The organism is Teredinibacter franksiae, assembly GCF_014218805.1.
Lineage (GTDB): Bacteria > Pseudomonadota > Gammaproteobacteria > Pseudomonadales > Cellvibrionaceae > Teredinibacter > Teredinibacter franksiae.
Map to the genome: position 1 here is coordinate 3,424,954 of NZ_JACJUV010000001.1, position 17,866 is coordinate 3,442,819.

At 43.1% G+C, this 17,866-nt stretch carries 14 protein-coding genes and 1 pseudogene; 9 read left to right on the forward strand and 6 right to left on the reverse strand.

Translation table 11 applies throughout. The features are described 5' to 3' along the window. Nucleotides 1-1,207: 1,207 nt before the first annotated feature. Both H5336_RS14600 and H5336_RS14605 read left to right on the forward strand, forming a co-directional pair. On the forward strand, nt 1,208-1,669 hold the full coding sequence (locus H5336_RS14600; RefSeq protein WP_185234994.1) for a GNAT family N-acetyltransferase: 462 nt from the start codon (nt 1,208-1,210) through the stop codon (nt 1,667-1,669). Nucleotides 1,670-2,163: 494 nt separating this feature from the next. Continuing rightward, nucleotides 2,164-2,610, forward strand: a complete 447-nt coding sequence (locus H5336_RS14605) for a nuclear transport factor 2 family protein (RefSeq protein WP_185234995.1) — start codon at nt 2,164-2,166, stop codon at nt 2,608-2,610. A 388-nt stretch (nt 2,611-2,998) separates the two neighbouring features. Here H5336_RS14605 and H5336_RS14610 read toward each other — a convergent pair whose 3' ends face one another. From H5336_RS14610 to H5336_RS14620, 3 genes are all read right to left on the reverse strand, one after another. Beyond that, entirely contained in the window at nt 2,999-3,346 is a 348-nt protein-coding gene (locus H5336_RS14610; RefSeq protein ID WP_185234996.1) for a transposase, read from the reverse strand. 179 nt (nt 3,347-3,525) lie between these two features. Then, nucleotides 3,526-4,893: a carotenoid oxygenase family protein gene (locus tag H5336_RS14615; RefSeq protein WP_185234997.1), complete on the reverse strand. Its 1,368-nt coding sequence runs from the start codon at nt 4,891-4,893 to the stop codon at nt 3,526-3,528. Between the two features lie 143 nt (nt 4,894-5,036). Then, nucleotides 5,037-5,468, reverse strand: coding sequence for a DUF2141 domain-containing protein (locus tag H5336_RS14620; protein WP_185234998.1), 432 nt, complete (start codon nt 5,466-5,468; stop codon nt 5,037-5,039). Nucleotides 5,469-5,647: 179 nt separating this feature from the next. On the opposite strand from H5336_RS14620, the gene H5336_RS14625 reads away from it, so the two are divergent. The 7 genes and pseudogenes from H5336_RS14625 to H5336_RS14655 all read left to right on the forward strand — a co-directional run bounded on the left by H5336_RS14625 (nt 5,648) and on the right by H5336_RS14655 (nt 12,002). Further along, nucleotides 5,648-6,754, forward strand: coding sequence for a sensor histidine kinase (locus tag H5336_RS14625; protein ID WP_185234999.1), 1,107 nt, complete (start codon nt 5,648-5,650; stop codon nt 6,752-6,754). Between the two features lie 2 nt (nt 6,755-6,756). Next, nucleotides 6,757-7,398, forward strand: a complete 642-nt coding sequence (locus tag H5336_RS14630) for a response regulator (protein WP_185235000.1) — start codon at nt 6,757-6,759, stop codon at nt 7,396-7,398. A 334-nt stretch (nt 7,399-7,732) separates the two neighbouring features. Further along, nucleotides 7,733-8,545 (forward strand): annotated as a pseudogene (locus H5336_RS14635) (TlpA family protein disulfide reductase); the annotation flags it as partial. Nucleotides 8,546-8,641: 96 nt separating this feature from the next. Next, entirely contained in the window at nt 8,642-9,103 is a 462-nt protein-coding gene (locus H5336_RS14640; protein WP_185235002.1) for a nuclear transport factor 2 family protein, read from the forward strand. Nucleotides 9,104-9,245: 142 nt separating this feature from the next. Beyond that, nucleotides 9,246-9,623 (forward strand): hypothetical protein, encoded by a 378-nt coding sequence (locus H5336_RS14645; protein WP_185235003.1) that lies wholly within the window; start codon nt 9,246-9,248, stop codon nt 9,621-9,623. Between the two features lie 99 nt (nt 9,624-9,722). Next, complete coding sequence (locus H5336_RS14650) at nt 9,723-10,118, forward strand: VOC family protein (protein WP_185235004.1); 396 nt, start codon at nt 9,723-9,725, stop codon at nt 10,116-10,118. Between the two features lie 834 nt (nt 10,119-10,952). Beyond that, a complete protein-coding gene (locus H5336_RS14655; RefSeq protein WP_185235005.1) occupies nt 10,953-12,002 on the forward strand; it encodes a BamA/TamA family outer membrane protein in 1,050 nt (349 codons plus the stop codon). 117 nt (nt 12,003-12,119) lie between these two features. Here the strand turns inward: H5336_RS14655 and H5336_RS14660 are convergent, their stop codons facing one another. The 3 genes from H5336_RS14660 to H5336_RS14670 form a co-directional block, all read right to left on the reverse strand. Continuing rightward, nucleotides 12,120-13,976 (reverse strand): sensor histidine kinase, encoded by a 1,857-nt coding sequence (locus H5336_RS14660; protein ID WP_185235006.1) that lies wholly within the window; start codon nt 13,974-13,976, stop codon nt 12,120-12,122. Between the two features lie 14 nt (nt 13,977-13,990). Next, nucleotides 13,991-15,283, reverse strand: a complete 1,293-nt coding sequence (locus H5336_RS14665) for an ABC transporter substrate-binding protein (RefSeq protein WP_185235007.1) — start codon at nt 15,281-15,283, stop codon at nt 13,991-13,993. A 190-nt stretch (nt 15,284-15,473) separates the two neighbouring features. Continuing rightward, nucleotides 15,474-17,837 carry a fatty acid cis/trans isomerase gene (locus tag H5336_RS14670; RefSeq protein ID WP_185235008.1) on the reverse strand — a complete coding sequence of 788 codons (2,364 nt, stop codon included), beginning with the start codon at nt 17,835-17,837 and terminating at the stop codon, nt 15,474-15,476. Between the last annotated feature and the right edge of the window lie 29 nt (nt 17,838-17,866).

Genomic DNA, 17,866 nt, shown 5'->3' on the forward strand with positions numbered 1-17,866 from the left:
ACGTGATAACAACAAAGGTAAATGTTGCGCGAACCATAATGAAAACCAAGCACCGCCACAACGCGTTATGAGCACTAATACTTAGTTACGTGATAAGGCTCATGCATATTGTGAGAACTGGGCCGCCTCCTAGTAGGAAAAAACTCTCGCGTAGCATTTACGTCGCCCAAGAATAAATAAAAAAAGGATATCTGCGCCGAAGTAAATTATTTCCATATACAGTGCGTAAGCATTTTTGTGTTGCTGCCCACAAAGTAACTAGAGTTTACGAAGTTGAATGAATTCAGTGCGTATTTATTTTTCTGGACCAAAATTTTAGATGAGGCAAGCTACAGTCAACTAAGTGTGTAATAGACGTTTACTAATATTCTATAGGGGGAATTGGTCAATTCAGGAAGTTTTCGTAGGAAAAAAATATAATATTTTGTAAATGAAAATTCTTGGCAGGGGTATGTTGGTGGGAAAATACAAGTAAAATTATGTAAAGGGTAAAAATCACCGATAGGAGCTGAGGGTGCAGGAGTGTCGAATTAGTGATATTTACATGCAGGCCATCAGATCAGCATCATCGGGTTAACCAGTAGCTCCGTGAATCTATTTAGGTAGAAGAGTGTATAGCCTAAATGTCGCGCTCTACTCCTTTTGCGCGACATCTTCCAAACTTAAATCTTGAATTATTTAGAGGTATCCAATTTGAGCTTGAGGATGAACACCTGAAGACGATCGCATTTATAATTCGAGACTCATAGAGAAAACACTTCGCCAGTAAATTTTGGATATTTCAAAATAACATTTGCATAGGCAGAAATGCTACTAGAATAACTTACGTTTATGCAAGGCGCGCTAGCCATAAATGTGACTGCCGGCTAAGCTAGCTGGTAGGTGCGAAATATGGTTCCGTCGATTTTTTCTGTGTTTCTGCCCTTTCGATTACTACACGAGTAGAATTGTTTTCTGGTCGTTCATTGGTAAGCCTGCCCAATTCCTCACCTTCCCATTACGGAAAGGTGCTAGACTAAATCTTGCCTTCTTGGCAAGAATATAGCAGTACTTTAAGGCTCCTCTACTGTTAACGGGGTATACACCTAGCCATTAATTTGTGAGCAACCTGAAACTGTCTGCGTTCTCTTTGGTGCTTACTAATATTTCCTGATGTACTCAGACGTCAAAATCGGGAATATTTTTGGAACAAAAAAGTTAAAATAAAATGACTGCCATAAGAAATATTTCGCAAAATGCAATACCGCTGAGCCTAATGCTACATGCAGACCCGGAAGAGATGAGTATTGAAAGGTATCTTCCTGGAGCGAAATGCTTTGGTGCTTTTGTTGAAAATTCGTTGGTCGGTGTATGCGTAACAAATTTGAATAAAGCAGGCGTTTGGGAGATATTTAATCTCGTGGTGAGTCCAGATAAACAAAAACAGGGGGTTGGTACCAAGCTGCTGGAATATGTTATAAAGTGCTTTACGGAAAGTGGCGATAAGCAGCTTGAGTTGGGGACTGGAACATTTGGTTATCAATTGCTATTTTATCAGCGATTTGGTTTTAGGGTTACGAGTATTTGGGCGAATTTCTTTATCGATAATTATTCTGAACCCATCTACGAACAGGGTGTACAACTTAAAGATATGCTCAGGTTAAGTTTAAAGCTCTCTTGCCAAAATTAAAATAGTGCTTTCACGTAATATAGGAAGAATTAATAATCGCAAAAACTATATTACGAAAACATATTTTCGATGTGGCTACCGATTAACTGAGTTTTTTACGCTACAGCTTCAGAAGCTTTTCATTAGTCGGAGTCCATTTGGAAATATGGATGCTATTGTCGCCAACTCTTTAATGTGGTTGCCAACTGCTGGTTACCTGATACATAAGTCGGGCAAGGAAGAGTGTCTAGACCTACCTTTCCGTAATACCCTGTGCGCGGATACGTTCAGGGCGTTTAGCTTTTGTACTGAGCGTCTTCCTTCTACCTGACGGTCGAGTAATGAGTTTTGTAGCGACAAATATACATTCTAAGTGGCGAGCTGCTGGTTGCCTAATTTTTTTTTTGGTAAGTGAGAACCTTGCATTGGTCCGCATCAATTACTGCTGTCTGATCTCTGATGGTACTTCCACCTAAAGTTGAGGTCCTCTATACATTATCTAATTGCGGGAAAAAATGATGAAGATAATAGGGAATATCGTACTACTAGCCCTTATTGGATTTTTGATGATCGCATGTAATCGCATCAAGACTATAGATGATGACGTGGATAAGCTTTTAATCAAAGAAGTGATTATGGAGTTTTATCATGAGGGCCATGTAACTTCGGATCCGAAATACTATCGGCAGATTCTACATGACGATTGGAAAATGTTTTCTGTAGGAGATGATGGCGGACTCTTTCAGGTTGATAAAAGCACATACCTGTCTTGGTATGATCCCTCTAAAAATGATGTGTCGCTGAATTGGAAGACGGAGATACTCTATATCGATGTGTCTGCTCCATTAGCTTCAGTGAAAGTAAATATTGGAAATCAGAAATTTGGCTACATCGATTACTTCAATATGATGAAAATTGAAGGCAAGTGGTGGCTTGTGCACAAAATGTCCAAAAAGAAATAGAAGGTTTTGTTTTGCGAGGCGTGACACCATCCAAAGGTACCCTTAGCGGGTTGATCAAAATGACGTGTCCAAAATTGGCCTCTTAACGAAACACTGTGGAGATGGGACTGTGCTGGTGTTCAGGGCTAATCATTGTGCATAAGGAAAGTCGAGGGTCCTTTAACGGGGTATTGACCGATGGTTAAATGGAAGTTGGGTAAAACATAGTACTTTGAGGGGGGAGAGCTAGCTATACGGGGAAGGGTTTGACGGAGCTACTACCTAGGCGGTAGCGAACACTACAGTTGCCGTTTGAAAGATTGATTTAATCGGAGCCTTATCCCGTTTGATGCTTTCTAGATCTAAAACGCCACGATTCATTAATAATTTCGCTTCTTCAGTGGCTATTTTATGGTCCGATAATTCTCATCTGATTCCATACTAGCTCATCGGGACTTAAATCGGGTGCATACGATGGTAGAAATACCATTTCAACTTCTTCTTTGAGTAAATCAAGATAGTCCGTTACCTTCTTTGATATACGTGCAGGATACCCATCAACGATGAGCATGGAAGGGTAGCTGCGGCCTTTTTGGAAGCTTTTTAAGCATTCAATACACTTATCCATTGCGTCCAGTTCGTACTTTGGGTGCCTGAGCTTCAGTATATTTTTTACGCGCGAAACGCAACTAGGTGAAAACTCTTCGGCTTCCAAGGCCGAAACTGCGTGTAACTTCGGCCGCACTTCCACCATCATGGACTCGCTGCACGGCTATCTTACGAATTGGATGCTGTTCTTCTGCACTAAGCTTCCTTGCGCCATTTTTCATGAGCTTAATTTTACAGGTCTCAAATGAGTTGTATTGATTATTGGGTACGTGGGCTTGGTGGTAGGTGCATTGCTATAACGGTATCCTTTCTGCTTTTGTGTAAGTATTAGCTTGCCACAAAGCAACCGTGAAACCCTAGCGGTATTGGTGCCTGTGTTGTGGCCAAGGCGATGGGACCGTTGGCTATACGCGCTGGTTCAAATAATGCGATGCCGCCGTTGCGATTCTTAACGTCGATAAAGGTTTGTATTATGTATTGCTGATTTGTTTTTGAGCGCACTAACAAAGGTTCTTCGGCAATAATGCTTTTAGCGTAGCTAAACGTTTGATGGTGTAGGGTTGTGGGGTTAATGGCGACCAAGGCATTAGCAATATTGTTCTTCTTATTACCGGTTTCCCCTGCACCGAATAGTGTTTGAGCGAGGTAGGGCTTGGTTAAATCATACTGTGGGAATTCTAGGTCGACGAATGTGCTCGATTTTTTGTAGTGGCCTGTGGTTAGCTCAAATTCGTATTGCACCATGTTGCCTGCTGAGTAGCCTGCGCCGAGTCCGTCGTGAGTGTTCAGCGCCATTCCTTTAAGCATAATGTTAGCGTTATTGTATTCCGAAGCGGTCAACAATAGTTTACCGCCTTCTTCGAAGGCATTGCCAAAATGAAAAACGAAATTGGCGGGTACTTCTATCGTGCGCTTCACCTCAAGATTGTTTTTGTCGATAAAAATAAATTGGCTCGGTTTATCTTGGTGGAATGTGTACCCACCTACAAAGGTTTCTGCCGGTTGATGAATGCAAGCGGTATTTAACAGTATGATGTAATTTTGCGAAAGGGCAAAGGCATGCATATAGCCTGGAAAATCCATATCAATCAGTTGTTTCCGCTTTAGATCCCCGTTTGGCCCCAATTGGTAGAGTAGTGTTTTAGCCTGGCCAATGTTTACCAGCGACCCAAAATTCCAGGTATCACCATTGGTATCTTGCAGTGGATGCGCGGAGAAGGGTGCATGCTCTAACTCTGGGGACAATGTAATGCGTGAGCGCGTTGCGAGGGTGTTTGGGTCTATCTCATAGGCCGAGCCTCCTTCCCATAATGCGTAGTACCTCTTACCCACTTTGCGTACGCTAATGTTCGCCATGTTGATGGTGTCGTTGGTTCGCATGGGCAATGAGGCCGTTCGCGCAGAGGCTGAGCCACTGTATAAAAACTTGTTAGCTTGCTGCTCCTGAACGAATTTTTCTGTTTGAACATAGCGTGAGCGATGGCGGATCTTGCCACCATTGATACGATAGGCGTGAACCATGCCGTCGCCATCAAACAAATGGTCTTGGCTATCACCGTTGCGGCTAAATAAGGTCGGTCCATTTCGAAATAGAGTGCCGTGTAAATCTGCGGGCCAGTGCCCCTGAGCGCTAAGTTCGGAACCCGGGTCCTCGGCGATTGGGCTTAGCACTAGTGAGCGAAGTTGTGTGCTCATAGGAGTGTCACCGGCGGTAATTGTACAGCCTGAAAATCCACCAGTGCTGCTAGCGACAGCTAAAGCAGTGGCCGATTTGATAAAATCTCTGCGGTCCATGGGTTGTGTTCTCGTCTGTTGATTTTGTCTTAAGGCGTGTGAATCTAGCGCAGCGTAATTCCAATCTGGGTGTCACCCTTTATTTCGAACTTAGCATCGCTGAAGCTTGCTGGCCCAAAATGGCCACCGTTGTTAGAAAAACCATATTGTTCTTTGGGGATACCCAGCATGTTTGTGTCCAATTTTTCGTTTCCGTTTTCGTCGTGAAACAGCTTTATGGCATAGAGGCCATCGGGTAGGCCATTGAGGGTAATTGTTGCCCTGCCTTCACTAGAACTAGCCATGCCAGAGGCTGCAGCTTGATTAGCTTCATAAGTTGCTTGGGAAGAAAATATGTTAAGAAGGGTCGACCCTTCGGTGCTATCGTAGCCGTCCACTACAACCTTAAGAGTGCCGGCATTAACTGTTAGGCTAGCGGCAAAAAAACCAACAGCGGCTATGGTTGTGAAAATGTTCGTATTGTTTAAATGCTTCATGGTTATTTCCCTTGATAGTTAAGTGGTGCGAATAAGTTGTAAGTAGAGTAGCGCTCCAGCAGTAAGCGGAGCAGGTGCCAAAGGTCACAACCTGAATAATTCAGATTATGACTTTTGGCACCTTGAGGGTTGGAGGCAATGCGATAGAGTAAGCTGATTAGAATAAGGTAAGCACGATAATGAACAATAACGAAAACATCATGAAGGTCAGTGGCTTAGCGACGTGGTTGGTGATATTCGTCATGGATGCCCTCATGCTTCACCAGTATCAGTTATTGCGGGTTGGTCTGTATCTGGCGTATTTGTTGTGTTTTCTCCTAACCAGCATCCCCTCCATGGGGGTAATGCGAAGCCCTAGCTATGCCTACGCCTTAGTGGCCCAATTGTTTGTCGCTCTTGCCCTGTATGTGTTAGACCCCAATTCAGTGATACCGATTTTGTTTGTGATATGGGTGTCGTTACTACCCGAAACAATGCCTACCCGCCGGTGGTTATTGGTTTGGTTGCTGCTAAATGGATTTCTTATCGGTTACGATTTTATTGATGGTGCTAATACAAGCTCGGTAGTGACGATTTTTGTCTTTATGGCGTTTCAATTGTTTGCCGCAGGTTCGAGTCAGATAAGGATAGCGGCACGGCAGAACAAAGAGCAACTGGAACAGACTCACTTAGCCTTAATCGCCACTCAATCGCTGCTGACTGAGCAATCCCAAGGGCAGGCGCGGTTAAGCATCGCGAGAGATTTACATGATAGTATCGGACATAAGCTGACTGTACTCAGCCTCAACATAGAACACGCCATCCACCGTACACCAGAGGATACAATAGCTTTTCATCGTAGCCTAAAAGAGTCCGTTAACGAAACGCTAGAAGAGCTTCGTCAAATTGTTCGAGAGGTGCGTGAAATAAAAAGTAGCTCCCTCAATGACGTTCTCAATGCGCTAACCAAAGCCCTACCTGAAGGGGTGCAAGTACATTATCCCGAAAACCTTGAGGTAAATTCAGTAGTCGTTCGTGATCAATTGGCTTTTTGCATACAGGAGGGCATTAGCAACGCGTTACGCCACGGGCGAGCGACTTCTATAGCGGTTTTTTGTGAATCAACATCGCCTTTGGTTTTACAGATGATCGACAATGGTAACGGAGGTCACCATGGCGAGGAAGGCAGCGGTATAAAGGGTATGAAAGAAAGGCTGAAGCCATTTGGCGGGCAGGTAACACTCAGTCCCGCACCCCACGACAAAGGCACTCAGTTAACGCTGAGTGTGCCCAATACAGTAGATTAAAAATGACTAGAATAGCCTTAGTGGACGACCAGGTACTGATTCGAGAAGGTATAGCTAGGCTTATCGAATTAGAAGAAACCTTTGATGTCATTTGGCAGGCGAGTAATGGCCAGGAAGCACTAGATAAATTGGCCGGTTTCGGCGTGCCCAATATAATAATTTCCGATATTCGTATGCCGGTGCTGGATGGTATACAGCTTGTCAAAGCCTTGCGTGCGCAAGCTTGTATAATTCCGGTATTAATGCTTACAACCTTCGATGAGCATGAACTCTTCGTAAGTGCGTTAAACGCTGGCGCGAATGGATTTCTACTAAAAGATATAAACTTCGAAAAGTTATGCTTAGCGATACACACAATATCCGAAGGCGGTTTTTTGGCCGAGCCACAACTACTTAACCGCGAATTGCTTCCTGATAATGGGATAGCCACAATACCAAAGAATTTTAATTTCGAGGATTTTTCCGAAAAAGAGAAACAAATTCTGCGTTATCTGGCAGCAGGCTTCAGCAACAAGGAGATTGCTAGTTCGGTTTTTTTAGCCGAAGGTACAGTAAAAAATCATATATCAAATATACTTGGAAAACTGGACTGCCGTGATAGAACGCAGGCAGTCATCAAGGCGCTTCAGTGGCGTCTGATATAGTTATGATGGTATGTTTGATAGATTTACTATCTTTTAGTTGGAGTTGGAGTTGGAGTTGGAGTTGGAGTTGGCAGGTGTAGGGGCATTGGTATGGTCATTAGCGGCCAATGTATCTTCCAGGTTTGCTTCTTCCTGTTTAGGCATAATATGATCAATAAGTTGTCTAGCGTACTGTAGTACAAATATCACTCGCTAACGAAGCCCATGTATATGATCAAAGGAGTAGGTAGTGAAAAATTTGAAAGTTTGCGTTATTGCTGTGATTTTATCGTCTCTAGTTTCATTCACAGACGCCAGTACCGATATTTTGAATGTTCCTATACATATTACCTCGGGCGAGCGTATTACTTTATCCGACTACAAAGGAAAAAAGCCGGTATACCTGAAGTTTTGGGCGTCTTGGTGTGGTCCCTGTATGAAAGAGATGCCTCACTTTCAAGGAGCGCATGAGAAGTTCGGAAGCTCTATCGAGTTTATAAGTATAAATTTAGGCATTAATGATAGCCCGGATGATGTAAAAAGCGTTGTTGAGGCGTTCGGGTTAACAATGCCTACTACTTTAGACGATGACGGAAAATTGGCACAGACATTTAAATTTATTGGGACCCCGTATCACCTAATTTTTGATAAGAATATGAATTTGGTACATCGGGGGCATAAAGCAAACGAATCGCTCGACAACAAGCTGGCCCTAGTTTCTACAGATAAAGATGTTGGGCATCTATCAAATGCTGTGTTTTTGAAAAATGAACCTGAGTTGGTGATTGCTGGTGTAGAGGATAGGCCTACTGCCTTGTTCTTTACTGCTACATGGTGTGATTGGTATCTAAAAGATACCAAACCTGCGATGGCTATAAATTGCTCCAATTCACAGCGTGAATTCAATAAAATGGTTAATAAATACCCTAGGATTAATTGGGTTTTGATTGTTTCAAGCTTGTGGACTGGTGAATCTGATCTGGAAGATTACCACAATAAATTTAGAACTCCATTGCAAGGTTTAATAGATAAAAGCAATAAGACATTTGCAAAATATAGCATTAAAGATTTTCCAACCTTGATTCTATTAAAAAATGGAGCCGAAATATATCGAACATCTGAGTTACCTGACAATACTCTATTGATTAAGCGTATAGAGGATCTATAGCCTATCAATGCCAGCCTAGTTCCGGGGAAACCTTATCTCGGCTTACTGTAGGCGCTTTCTTCGGGCGTTTAAGTTATTTTTACTAAAGGGGATACTATGAAGAATTTGATTGCCTCTGCGTTTTTTGTTTTGGTTTCAGTAAGCGCATTTGGAAAAGAACCGCAGCTAGAAAAATTTGCAGAAGAGTATTTTGCCACATTTATTGCCACTCAGCAGGATGATGCTACAAAGGCAGATCTAGAAACGTATCTGGATTTCATGACGGATGATGTAGGGCATACGCATAGTCCATTTTTTTCGGATGAAAAAAGGTACAAAGACGGAAAAGATAGACTTAGGCAGGCGATGCTACCGTACTTAAAAAAAAATACCGGGTTTAAGGCTGAACTAATAGAAATTCGTATTTTTAATGAAACCGCCATTGCACTTAGATATAGTCATTCAGCTGTCTATGTAGACGTGGAAAAGGGTACGAAATCGCCTTGGTCCTACGTGATGATGGAGATTCTTGAAATTGAGAATGGCAAAGTTGGCATGATACGGAAGTACCATGAATAAGGCACACATTGTAAACCGCTGTATAAATGTAAGCATCACTACATTCGTTTGAGTATGTCGTATTAGTTCATATTACACTGGCTCAGTACACAAGGGTCGCAGGTGAGACAGGTGGTGGGTATAAACATGTGAGGGTACAGTGATGTTGTTATTTTCGGCTTCGCTATTAGTCGCAATTGGACTTGTTCATTCCTATTTAGGCGAACGCTATATATTAATCCGGTTATTTCGTCGAGATAATATCCCAAAAACTATGGGTAGTTCAGAGTTTACGAGAAGAACGCTACGATTTGCTTGGCATCTTACAACTGTTTGTTGGTTTGGTTTCGCAGCAATTCTTATCTCTTTGTCAAAATCAGGACTGGATCGTTTGGCAATTCTAGATATTATTGCAGCCACATTTTTGTTACATTTTTTAGTTGCAATTTCTGGATCCAAAGGAAAGCATTTTTCTTGGGTGGTTTTTCTTTTAGTAGGATTTGCAACGTTATATGCCGCAAATCAATCACTATTTTACTAATTTTCACCGCTTCGGCGTTCTGCCTCCGCTGAATCGTTTTTTTCGTTTGCACGCTACGCTATTAAGAAAGTTAACTGACTATGCATAAGGGAATTTAAAATGAAGGAAATTACAAAAATTAATCACCTTGGTTTAAGAGTTAAGGATCTAAAAACGTCCAGATTTTTTTACGAGAAACTAGGGTTCATATTTATAGCTGGGCCTGTTGGGACGGAACCAGTTGCAATCATGGAGCACCCGTCTGGGATCAATATAAATTTTATTCTCAACGGGGATGCTGAGTGTACAGAAAATGTTCTTATGGATACTCCCAAAAAAAATACTGGTTATACTCATGTGGCATTAGAAGTAACTAGCGCCGAATCAGCATTAAAATCTGTTAGAGAGCTAGGTATTACAATAACTGGAGAGGTTGAATTTGATGGTGCAAAATTCTTTTTTATAAGAGATCCGGATAGAAATGTTATTGAATTTCATCAGCCGATGAGTAACTAGCCATGTTTGCGTGCGGGGCCCTCGTGCCGATATTTGGTTTGATTTGCACTATGCAAGCACAATAAATACTCCTCCACATTAGTAAAAGGAAAATATGCGGCAGTTGTGAGGTTCTCCGGTAAATGTGCTGATTATTTTTCGCGAAAACACGATACCCAATGCCAACGACAAGGCCAAATTTACCTTCCGTGCGAAACTCCCTATCATCATAGCCGCTGTTTTTCAAGATTCCGCTAATACAAGCTAGCCGAGCAAAACCACTAATATAAAACCCATTGACTGCATCAGCATTGTTTAAAAATATTCGATAATGAACGTCCATAGTTAAAACGTTCGACCTTTCGCCATACCCGCCTTTTTTAATCGAGCGAGTGATAAAAGCTAGGCGTATAACTAGTAAACACCAATGTCTTTCGAGGTCTGGGGTATGGCCAGTTTTGGTGACCACTGCGAGGCCCCAAATAGGTGGCTTGTGTGTTAGGTTAAAGGGTGTAATTCCGTTGTTCTGTTTCGACTTATGACTGTCGGAATTTCGGTTTATGGCTGGTGATGGCAAGTGGTATTGCGGGGAATGCTTGGGGTCGGGTTATAGCGCCAAAACCACGCTTGAATATCTTGATGTTTTTGGTTGGAGGTGAAGGCAATGTTACTTTTGTGTGGCACGCTATCTGTGGGGTTAAGCCTATTGGCTGTATGAAGATTTGGCTTAAGCGCTCTGCACACAAGGTACTAGTGTTATGATGGCGCCTGTTGAGCTTGGTGACCCATGGATAAGGGGCACGCATATCAGTTTGCTCGAAAATCTCTTTCTCGTTGTCTAATAGGGCTTCACCAATGAATCGTCGGTTAGTATTGCATTTTTTTGTGTTTCTTAACATTTTTGTGTCTGTAGTCGTGGGTGCGCAGGAAGAAAACGAATCGCCTTGGTTGGTTACGCCCACCCTTAGTAGCGACCCAAAATTGGGTAATACAATTGGTGCAATGGGTGGGTATTTGGTGAAGTTTGATGAGGATTCGCCAACGTCTATGTTTGGTGCTATGGCCTCCTTTAGTGATACGAATTCCGATATTTACGGTCTTTTTGCGCGCACATATTTCTCTGGTGACTCTCACCGGTTAATGGCCGGTGTTGTGAATGGAAATATCGAAAATGACTATGAGGATTTTCTTGGGTCCGGCGTGCGGATGTTGACCACAGACGATTTGAATATAGGCTTTATTCGCTATTTGAAGCGTGGCCGAAATAATTGGTTTTTTGGCGCGCAGTTAATTTCGATGAACTACGACATTACCGGTCGTGATGAGCGAACTCAAATAATCTTAAAGTTAGCCGGAATTGAAGGCTTTAGTAGTAACGGGGTTGGTGTAGTAATAGAGCGCGATACGCGGGACACAAACAATTCGCCTCAATCTGGCTCTTTTCTTAACCTCAGTAATACGGCATTTCGTGAGGGGCTCGGCGGGGATGTAAGTTTCGATCGATATTCAGCGAAGTACAGTAAGTTTATGGGGCATGGCGGGGATATTGTTTTGGCTGCAATTGTTAAAGGTAGCTGGTCTAAAGATGCCCCTGTAAGTGGGTACAGCTCTGTTGATTTACGTGGGTATACTCGCGGTGAATACTTATCGCCGCACTCCGTAACAATGGAAGTAGAGGAACGCTACGCTTTTGGCGAAAAGTGGGGAGCAACGGCTTTTGCCGGCGCCGCATGTCTTTACGGTGACGGAGCAAGCTGTAACAAGGAAGAAAACTGGTATCCGGCGATGGGTGCAGGCATTACCTATATGATAAAAAAACAAGAAAGAATGATCGTTCGGGCTGAAATAGCCGTTGGTAAAAGCGACAATAACGGGTTTTACGTGCAATTCGGTAATGCTTTTTAGTGGCGCCTATATTACTTACAAATTGTTCAGAAGCGCTTTTTGTATACCATTTTTGGGTAAAGCTTTTGTGTTTTTAGGCAATACCATTTGAAGGTCGTTTTGCTGTAAGGCTACGGATTAATCAGGGGCGGAGGGTAATGGCCCAGTGTATTCGTAAGGCACAAAAATAGTGAAGTTGCTGCCCTTGCCGTATTCACTGCTAACCTCCAATGCAATGCCCATGATCCGCGACAAATTTGAAACAATGGCGAGGCCTAGCCCGGTACCTTGGCCTACTTTAAAGCGGGTATACTCATCGAATTGATTAAAGCGGGTAAATAATTTGATTTGGTCACTTTCCTTGATTCCGACCCCGGTGTCTATGACGCTTATTTGTGTTCTACCTAGCGTTTCTTCAGGCGTTATTTTTAGAGTGACGGAACCGCTGTCGGTGTATTTAATTGAATTCGACAATAAATTAAGTAGTATTTGGGTTAGCCTTCCAGGGTCTGTGTGGATGGTTTGGTCGTGTGGGCTTTCAAATTTAAGCAATAAACTTTTGTCTTCGGCCGCTGTGTTAACTTGATTAATACAATCTTTACACAGCTGTTCAATGTTCACGGAAATTATGTTGAGTTCAAGTTTGTTTGCATCGATTTTACTTAAATCCAAAATGTCGTTAATCATGAATAGAAGGTGGCGTCCGCTTCGCTCGATGGCCGTTAATGCCGATGTGGTTCGGTCATCGTATTTTTCACGTTTAAGTAGTCTTACGGTATAGCCAATTACCGAGTTTAAAGGGGTTCGTAGCTCATGCGACATGTTGGCTAAAAAATCTGTTTTTATCGATAAAGCCCTTTCAACTTTTGATTTTTCTAGCGATAAAGCTTCATTCAGTTCTGTTTGAATAAGATTTAGTTTTTCTGCTTGCATTAACAACTCCTGCGTTTCTGCATTCCGCCTTTTGAAAACATTAGCTGCAGCGGCTAGTAAGCCGATTTCGTCTTTCCGTTTCAGGCCAGGGAGAGCGCTTACTTGGTCACCTTCGGATAACTTAAGAAATACCGATGTGATGGCTTCGATAGGGCGGGTAATGCGAAAATTCAGTGCGAATGCGATAACTAGTGTTAGTGCACTGCCGATCAACAGGAGCGCTCGCCCAAGTAGTTGCTGCTTTTCCAGTGTTAATTTTGCCAGTTGGCGAGTGGTGGTAGCATTTGTATGATATTGCTCTTGTAGCTTTGCGGCATGGTAAAATATTTCATTGGCTGAGCCTGTCATCACTACATTGATGAGATAAATGTAGTGCCGGGTAATGGAGACTATAGTGGAAAAGTTTTTGCTGTAGTCCTCTAACGACTGCTCTAGTGGGTAGGGGGTTTTGGTAGTGCTAGCGCTTTTACGGCCTAGTTGAAATTTTGCTTTTGATAGATGTTTTTTGAATAGAGTTATGTGCGACGAGTCGTAGGACGAAAGATAAAGTAGTGATTCGGAATGTGCTTTTATAATGTGATTTTCAAGTGTTCTATCTGAAATATTTTTTAAATTCAAGATCTTAGCGTTGTGGTGGTTGTTGATCAAGGATACTTGTTGATTGCGCATGCCTACAACAGTATCAAAATTGGACTTGTAGCTATCTAGGTGTGTTCGAATATTTTCGAGTGTTTCCACATTTTCGTTTATAATTGATAGTGTGTTTAGTTGGTCGATTAAAATCGATATATCTTGATATTTTTTTGAAGATTGAATTGCTGAGTTTTCGCTGGCGGTTTCTTTAAATATGAGCACATTTCTTTGTAGATCAATAATATTGATTTCTACTTTACTTAACAGAGAGGATGCATCTTCCGCTTCCAAAAAATTATTAAATGACTGGTTGAATATTTTGTAAGAGAGAGTGTAAAAATAGCTGAGGGAGGCCAGTGGTATAATGAGCACGGCGAAAGCTGATATAATTTGAAATTTTATGGTATTAAATATTTTATTTGAACGCATTCTAAATAACCATTCTATAGGCTAATGAACTCATACCATTTTTGCAGGCTGTAGTCATAGGTGGGCATCACAGTGTTCCAAACAGCAACATTGCTAAAGCGTTTTTTGTAGGCGCCTCCAGTGCGTGCTTCTCCAGCATATACAGAAATTTGACCATTGGTGCCTTTTAAATTTGATTCAGCCTTTTCTCCCATGTACCAGTAGTTCCATTCGTCTTGCGTTAATAACGCCTTTGATCGTTCAGGGTTGGATATATAATAGCCTTGCCTGGCGATAAACGCGCCGGGCCAACCCGACAGCCACCAATTCATATACTCATAGGCTGCATCAGCGGTGTAACCTGAGGTTGCGGAAGAGAGACACATAACACCGTGCCAGCCACGATACCCCTCTTTAGGTGCGGCGTAGGTTACGGGTACTTTTAATCCGTTAAGGGCGGAAACGGCGGGTGAAAACATGCTTTCGATAATCACGCGCCCACTTTTCATGAAATTCACGGATTCAGGCACGGAAGTCCAAAAACCACTGAAATGCCCCTGCTGTTTTTTCTTCGCTAAAATTGTAAATAGGGTGTCCAGTTCATTGCGTGTTATGGCGCCAATGTTTTCAAATTGCATGAGCCCGCGTGCCTGTGCTGCAAGAGCCATGTCAAAAAGGCCGATTGTTGGTGCGTTTACCACCCCAACTTTACCTCGATATTTATCGTCTAGTAGCCAGCCCCAGCTTTCTGTTTGATAGGGAATGCCTTTTGGAATGCTGGCGGTGTTGTAGCCGAATGAATCGACATTGTGCACATAGGGTAAATAGCTAATATGGTTTGTATGTTTAGAACCCAACGAACCGTCGTTCTGTACATTTAGAATCGAATAGGGTGTATCACCAGCGCCGTATTGGGCTTCTGGGGTGAGCTTCCCGGTTTTGGTTAGCGCATTTATTTCGTCCCAATAGCGGATACGTTTTTTGTCGATAGGTTGAATCGCGCCAGACTGCCAGAGAATATTAATGCTGTTCGACCATTGTTCATAAAGATCGAACGATTGGGGAAGCAGGGATGCTTTTTGTAATACCGCCGCACTTCCTTTAGGTTCAAAAGTTATATTGAAGCCTAGGTCTGCCATTGCCTTTATCCGTAACTCCTCTTGAAGTGTTACGTGTGTGCCGAGAACGCGCAGAGTTATAGCGGGTTTTGCGATGATGTAGGGTGCTTTTGACGCAGCAAGGGTTGTTACTAGGCCTTTGATTATGCTGCGGCGGCTAAGTGTAGAACGGCTGGGTTGGGGGCTAGGTTTTGGCTCGTCTTGACACATAGTTCAACCTCAAAAAAGGGGAATAGCGATACTGCTAATTCTAGACGTTAGCGGTGGTTATGCCATTAGAGGGTAAAAAAGTGGTGTGTTGGATACCTCTGCGTTTTCAGAGAAATAGTTAACGGGTTTAATCTGTCGGGTCGTTGTGAGGTAGGTTTTAGGGTTTTGTGACTTTTGTTGTTCTATAGGCTCATCTATTTTCCAGGCGGTTGTAGTCCAAAACCCCGAACTCTGCGCCTGCACTTTCAAGCAGTGCGTTGTGAATGTTGTCGCTGTGCTGCCAGAATTCCGGGTCGGTTCTACGAATACCGAAGTCGGCCATTAGCTTGGTATATTGTTGCTCGCTCTCAAGTGCGAGTACGCGCTGTACAAATTCGGGTAAGTCAGTTTTGCTTAGCTGAAAAAAGGTAAGGGGGTAAGCGCCAATAAACCCGTTGGTTACAGAAACAGTATTTTCTTGCGGGTCAAGATTACGGCCTTCACCAAACATAGATGTAATGTTCTTGTGTGCATTGTTTTTAATAAGAGAAATATGAGTATTAGCGCCGGTGTTTCTGTCTGTAATCAATAGGTGAGAGTGCTCGGATAATAGTGTGGTCATAGCGCCTTTGAATGTCGCTAATTTTTCTAGCTGAACGCGAACGTTTTCGTCCTTTAGTGTACTGAGTAAACGCTGCTGTGAAAGCGCTCCTGTTAGATGGGATTGCAGTAGCCTATAAAGCTCAAGCTTGTGGTTGTCTGTTTGGTATAGAATGTTGGGCTCGACCTTTTTGTCTATACTCGGGTGTGTGAGATATTCAAATACTTTTGGCGATGCATCTTTGTACCAGTTCTCTCTTTCTTGCTGCCGCGTTTCTGAAGGCAATAGCATAAGAAAATTAGACTCCCCCTCCATTCTCAAAAAGTCCATATACAGGCGAGAAAGTAATTGGTGGCCGACGTTGCCATACACATCGTAACCGGCAACCAGTAAATAGTGGATTCGTTCGAGCAATGGGTAGCCGATGATCCAAGCACTTTTGGGGGGCGCGCCTATAAGCCCTTTTTCTACGGTGGCACTGTCAAAATTTCGAAAAATGGTGAGCGCAGCATTTTTATTGCTATTGTTACCGTCCCATACAATGTCTAGGCCAATTTTATCGGGATTTTTTTGGAGGAACTCTTCGAGGTAGGCGTCTCTTGCCGCCAGCAGTCGACGCTGTTTTCGGGAGTATCGTAGCCAGTTAGTCAACGGCATATTAATGTCACCGCGAGCGCTGGGCAGTTCGAAGTCTTCGGCATAGGTGTGCATGAATTCAGCGGTCGCCTCGTCGGCTGAATGTTCTGGGTCGATAAAAAATACCCAGAAATGATCGTTGATAACGTTCAGCGCAGATTGCCCTCGGCAGACGGGGCCCTTAATAAAATTCATAATCGAAAATTGTGCTTCATCCAGCATGAATTTATATCGCGATTTCATCGGCAGCGAGTGAAAGGCTAGAAAGGGGTTGGATGCATGTTTCCTTGAATAGTCTGGTAATGCTTGCACTTCAAATGCTGTTTCATCAAAGTATTCGGACCACCGTGTAAGCCGATCTTCGTGCAGCGCATAGGGCATGTGGGTTTTGGCTACGATGGTTTCTTGTTCGGGAATAATGCGGTAATAAACTCTTGCCGTACCGGGATCATCAAAAGGGCGGCGTGTGTTAATACGCTCTACCGGTTGACCGCTTGGTGTGCGTGAGCGAACGAGTTTAAAAAAGCGTCTTTGGTCTAATTCATCAAAATAGATGTGGGCTAAGAATAGATGTTCATAAATATAGCGAGCCGAAAGCTGGCGCTCTAGGGAATTTTTATTTAAAAAGTTTTCCCATTTTTTTATTTCATCTAGAAATATTATTTCTAGATCCGCTGTTACGGTATAGGTCGCGCCTTGTTCAACCCATTCGAGTAGTACTTGTTGTTCTTGATCGTTCAGCGCTGGAAGTGCGTAAGGCATTCCCCAATAGGGTTGGTTGGCGGAAAATTTTTCGAACTCTTCGGCGTTGGGACAGCTTTGCTGTCGGTTGATGCCGAGTGTGAACGCTTGTGGCAGTATGTCACCTTCAGGAAGAGGTTGACGCTTTTTCAAGGTAAGTATCTGGTGTAATACACTGGCCTGTTGATTTGCGGCTAGCGTGTTTTGATGTTCATTCAATACCGGATAAAAGCCATTTTCTCGCCAGCCTTCCACAGTGGTTGCATCCTCAAATAGGCGGGTGAGGGGGGCGGCCGTTATGCGTTCTGGATGGTATACGCGCGCTTTGCTTGCGCCGCGTTCTGCGCCCTCCGGAGCTGTTAGTTTTAATTGGCAGGGCGCATCATAGCAGGCATGGCAGACGACACATCGCTTTTCCAGTATCGGTTTTACCTCGGTCCAATAATCAATGCCATTCTCGGGTAGTTGTTCTACCGCTCGGGATTTAGGTGTGGCTTCACCGAATTGTTGTGTGAACTTGGAGACCGTGAGTGAGGTACAGCCAACAATTAAAAGGAATAAAGATGAGATCAGTAGTCGTTTTAATGCGGGTGTCATAACAGGTCCTGCCATTCTTAGCATAAATT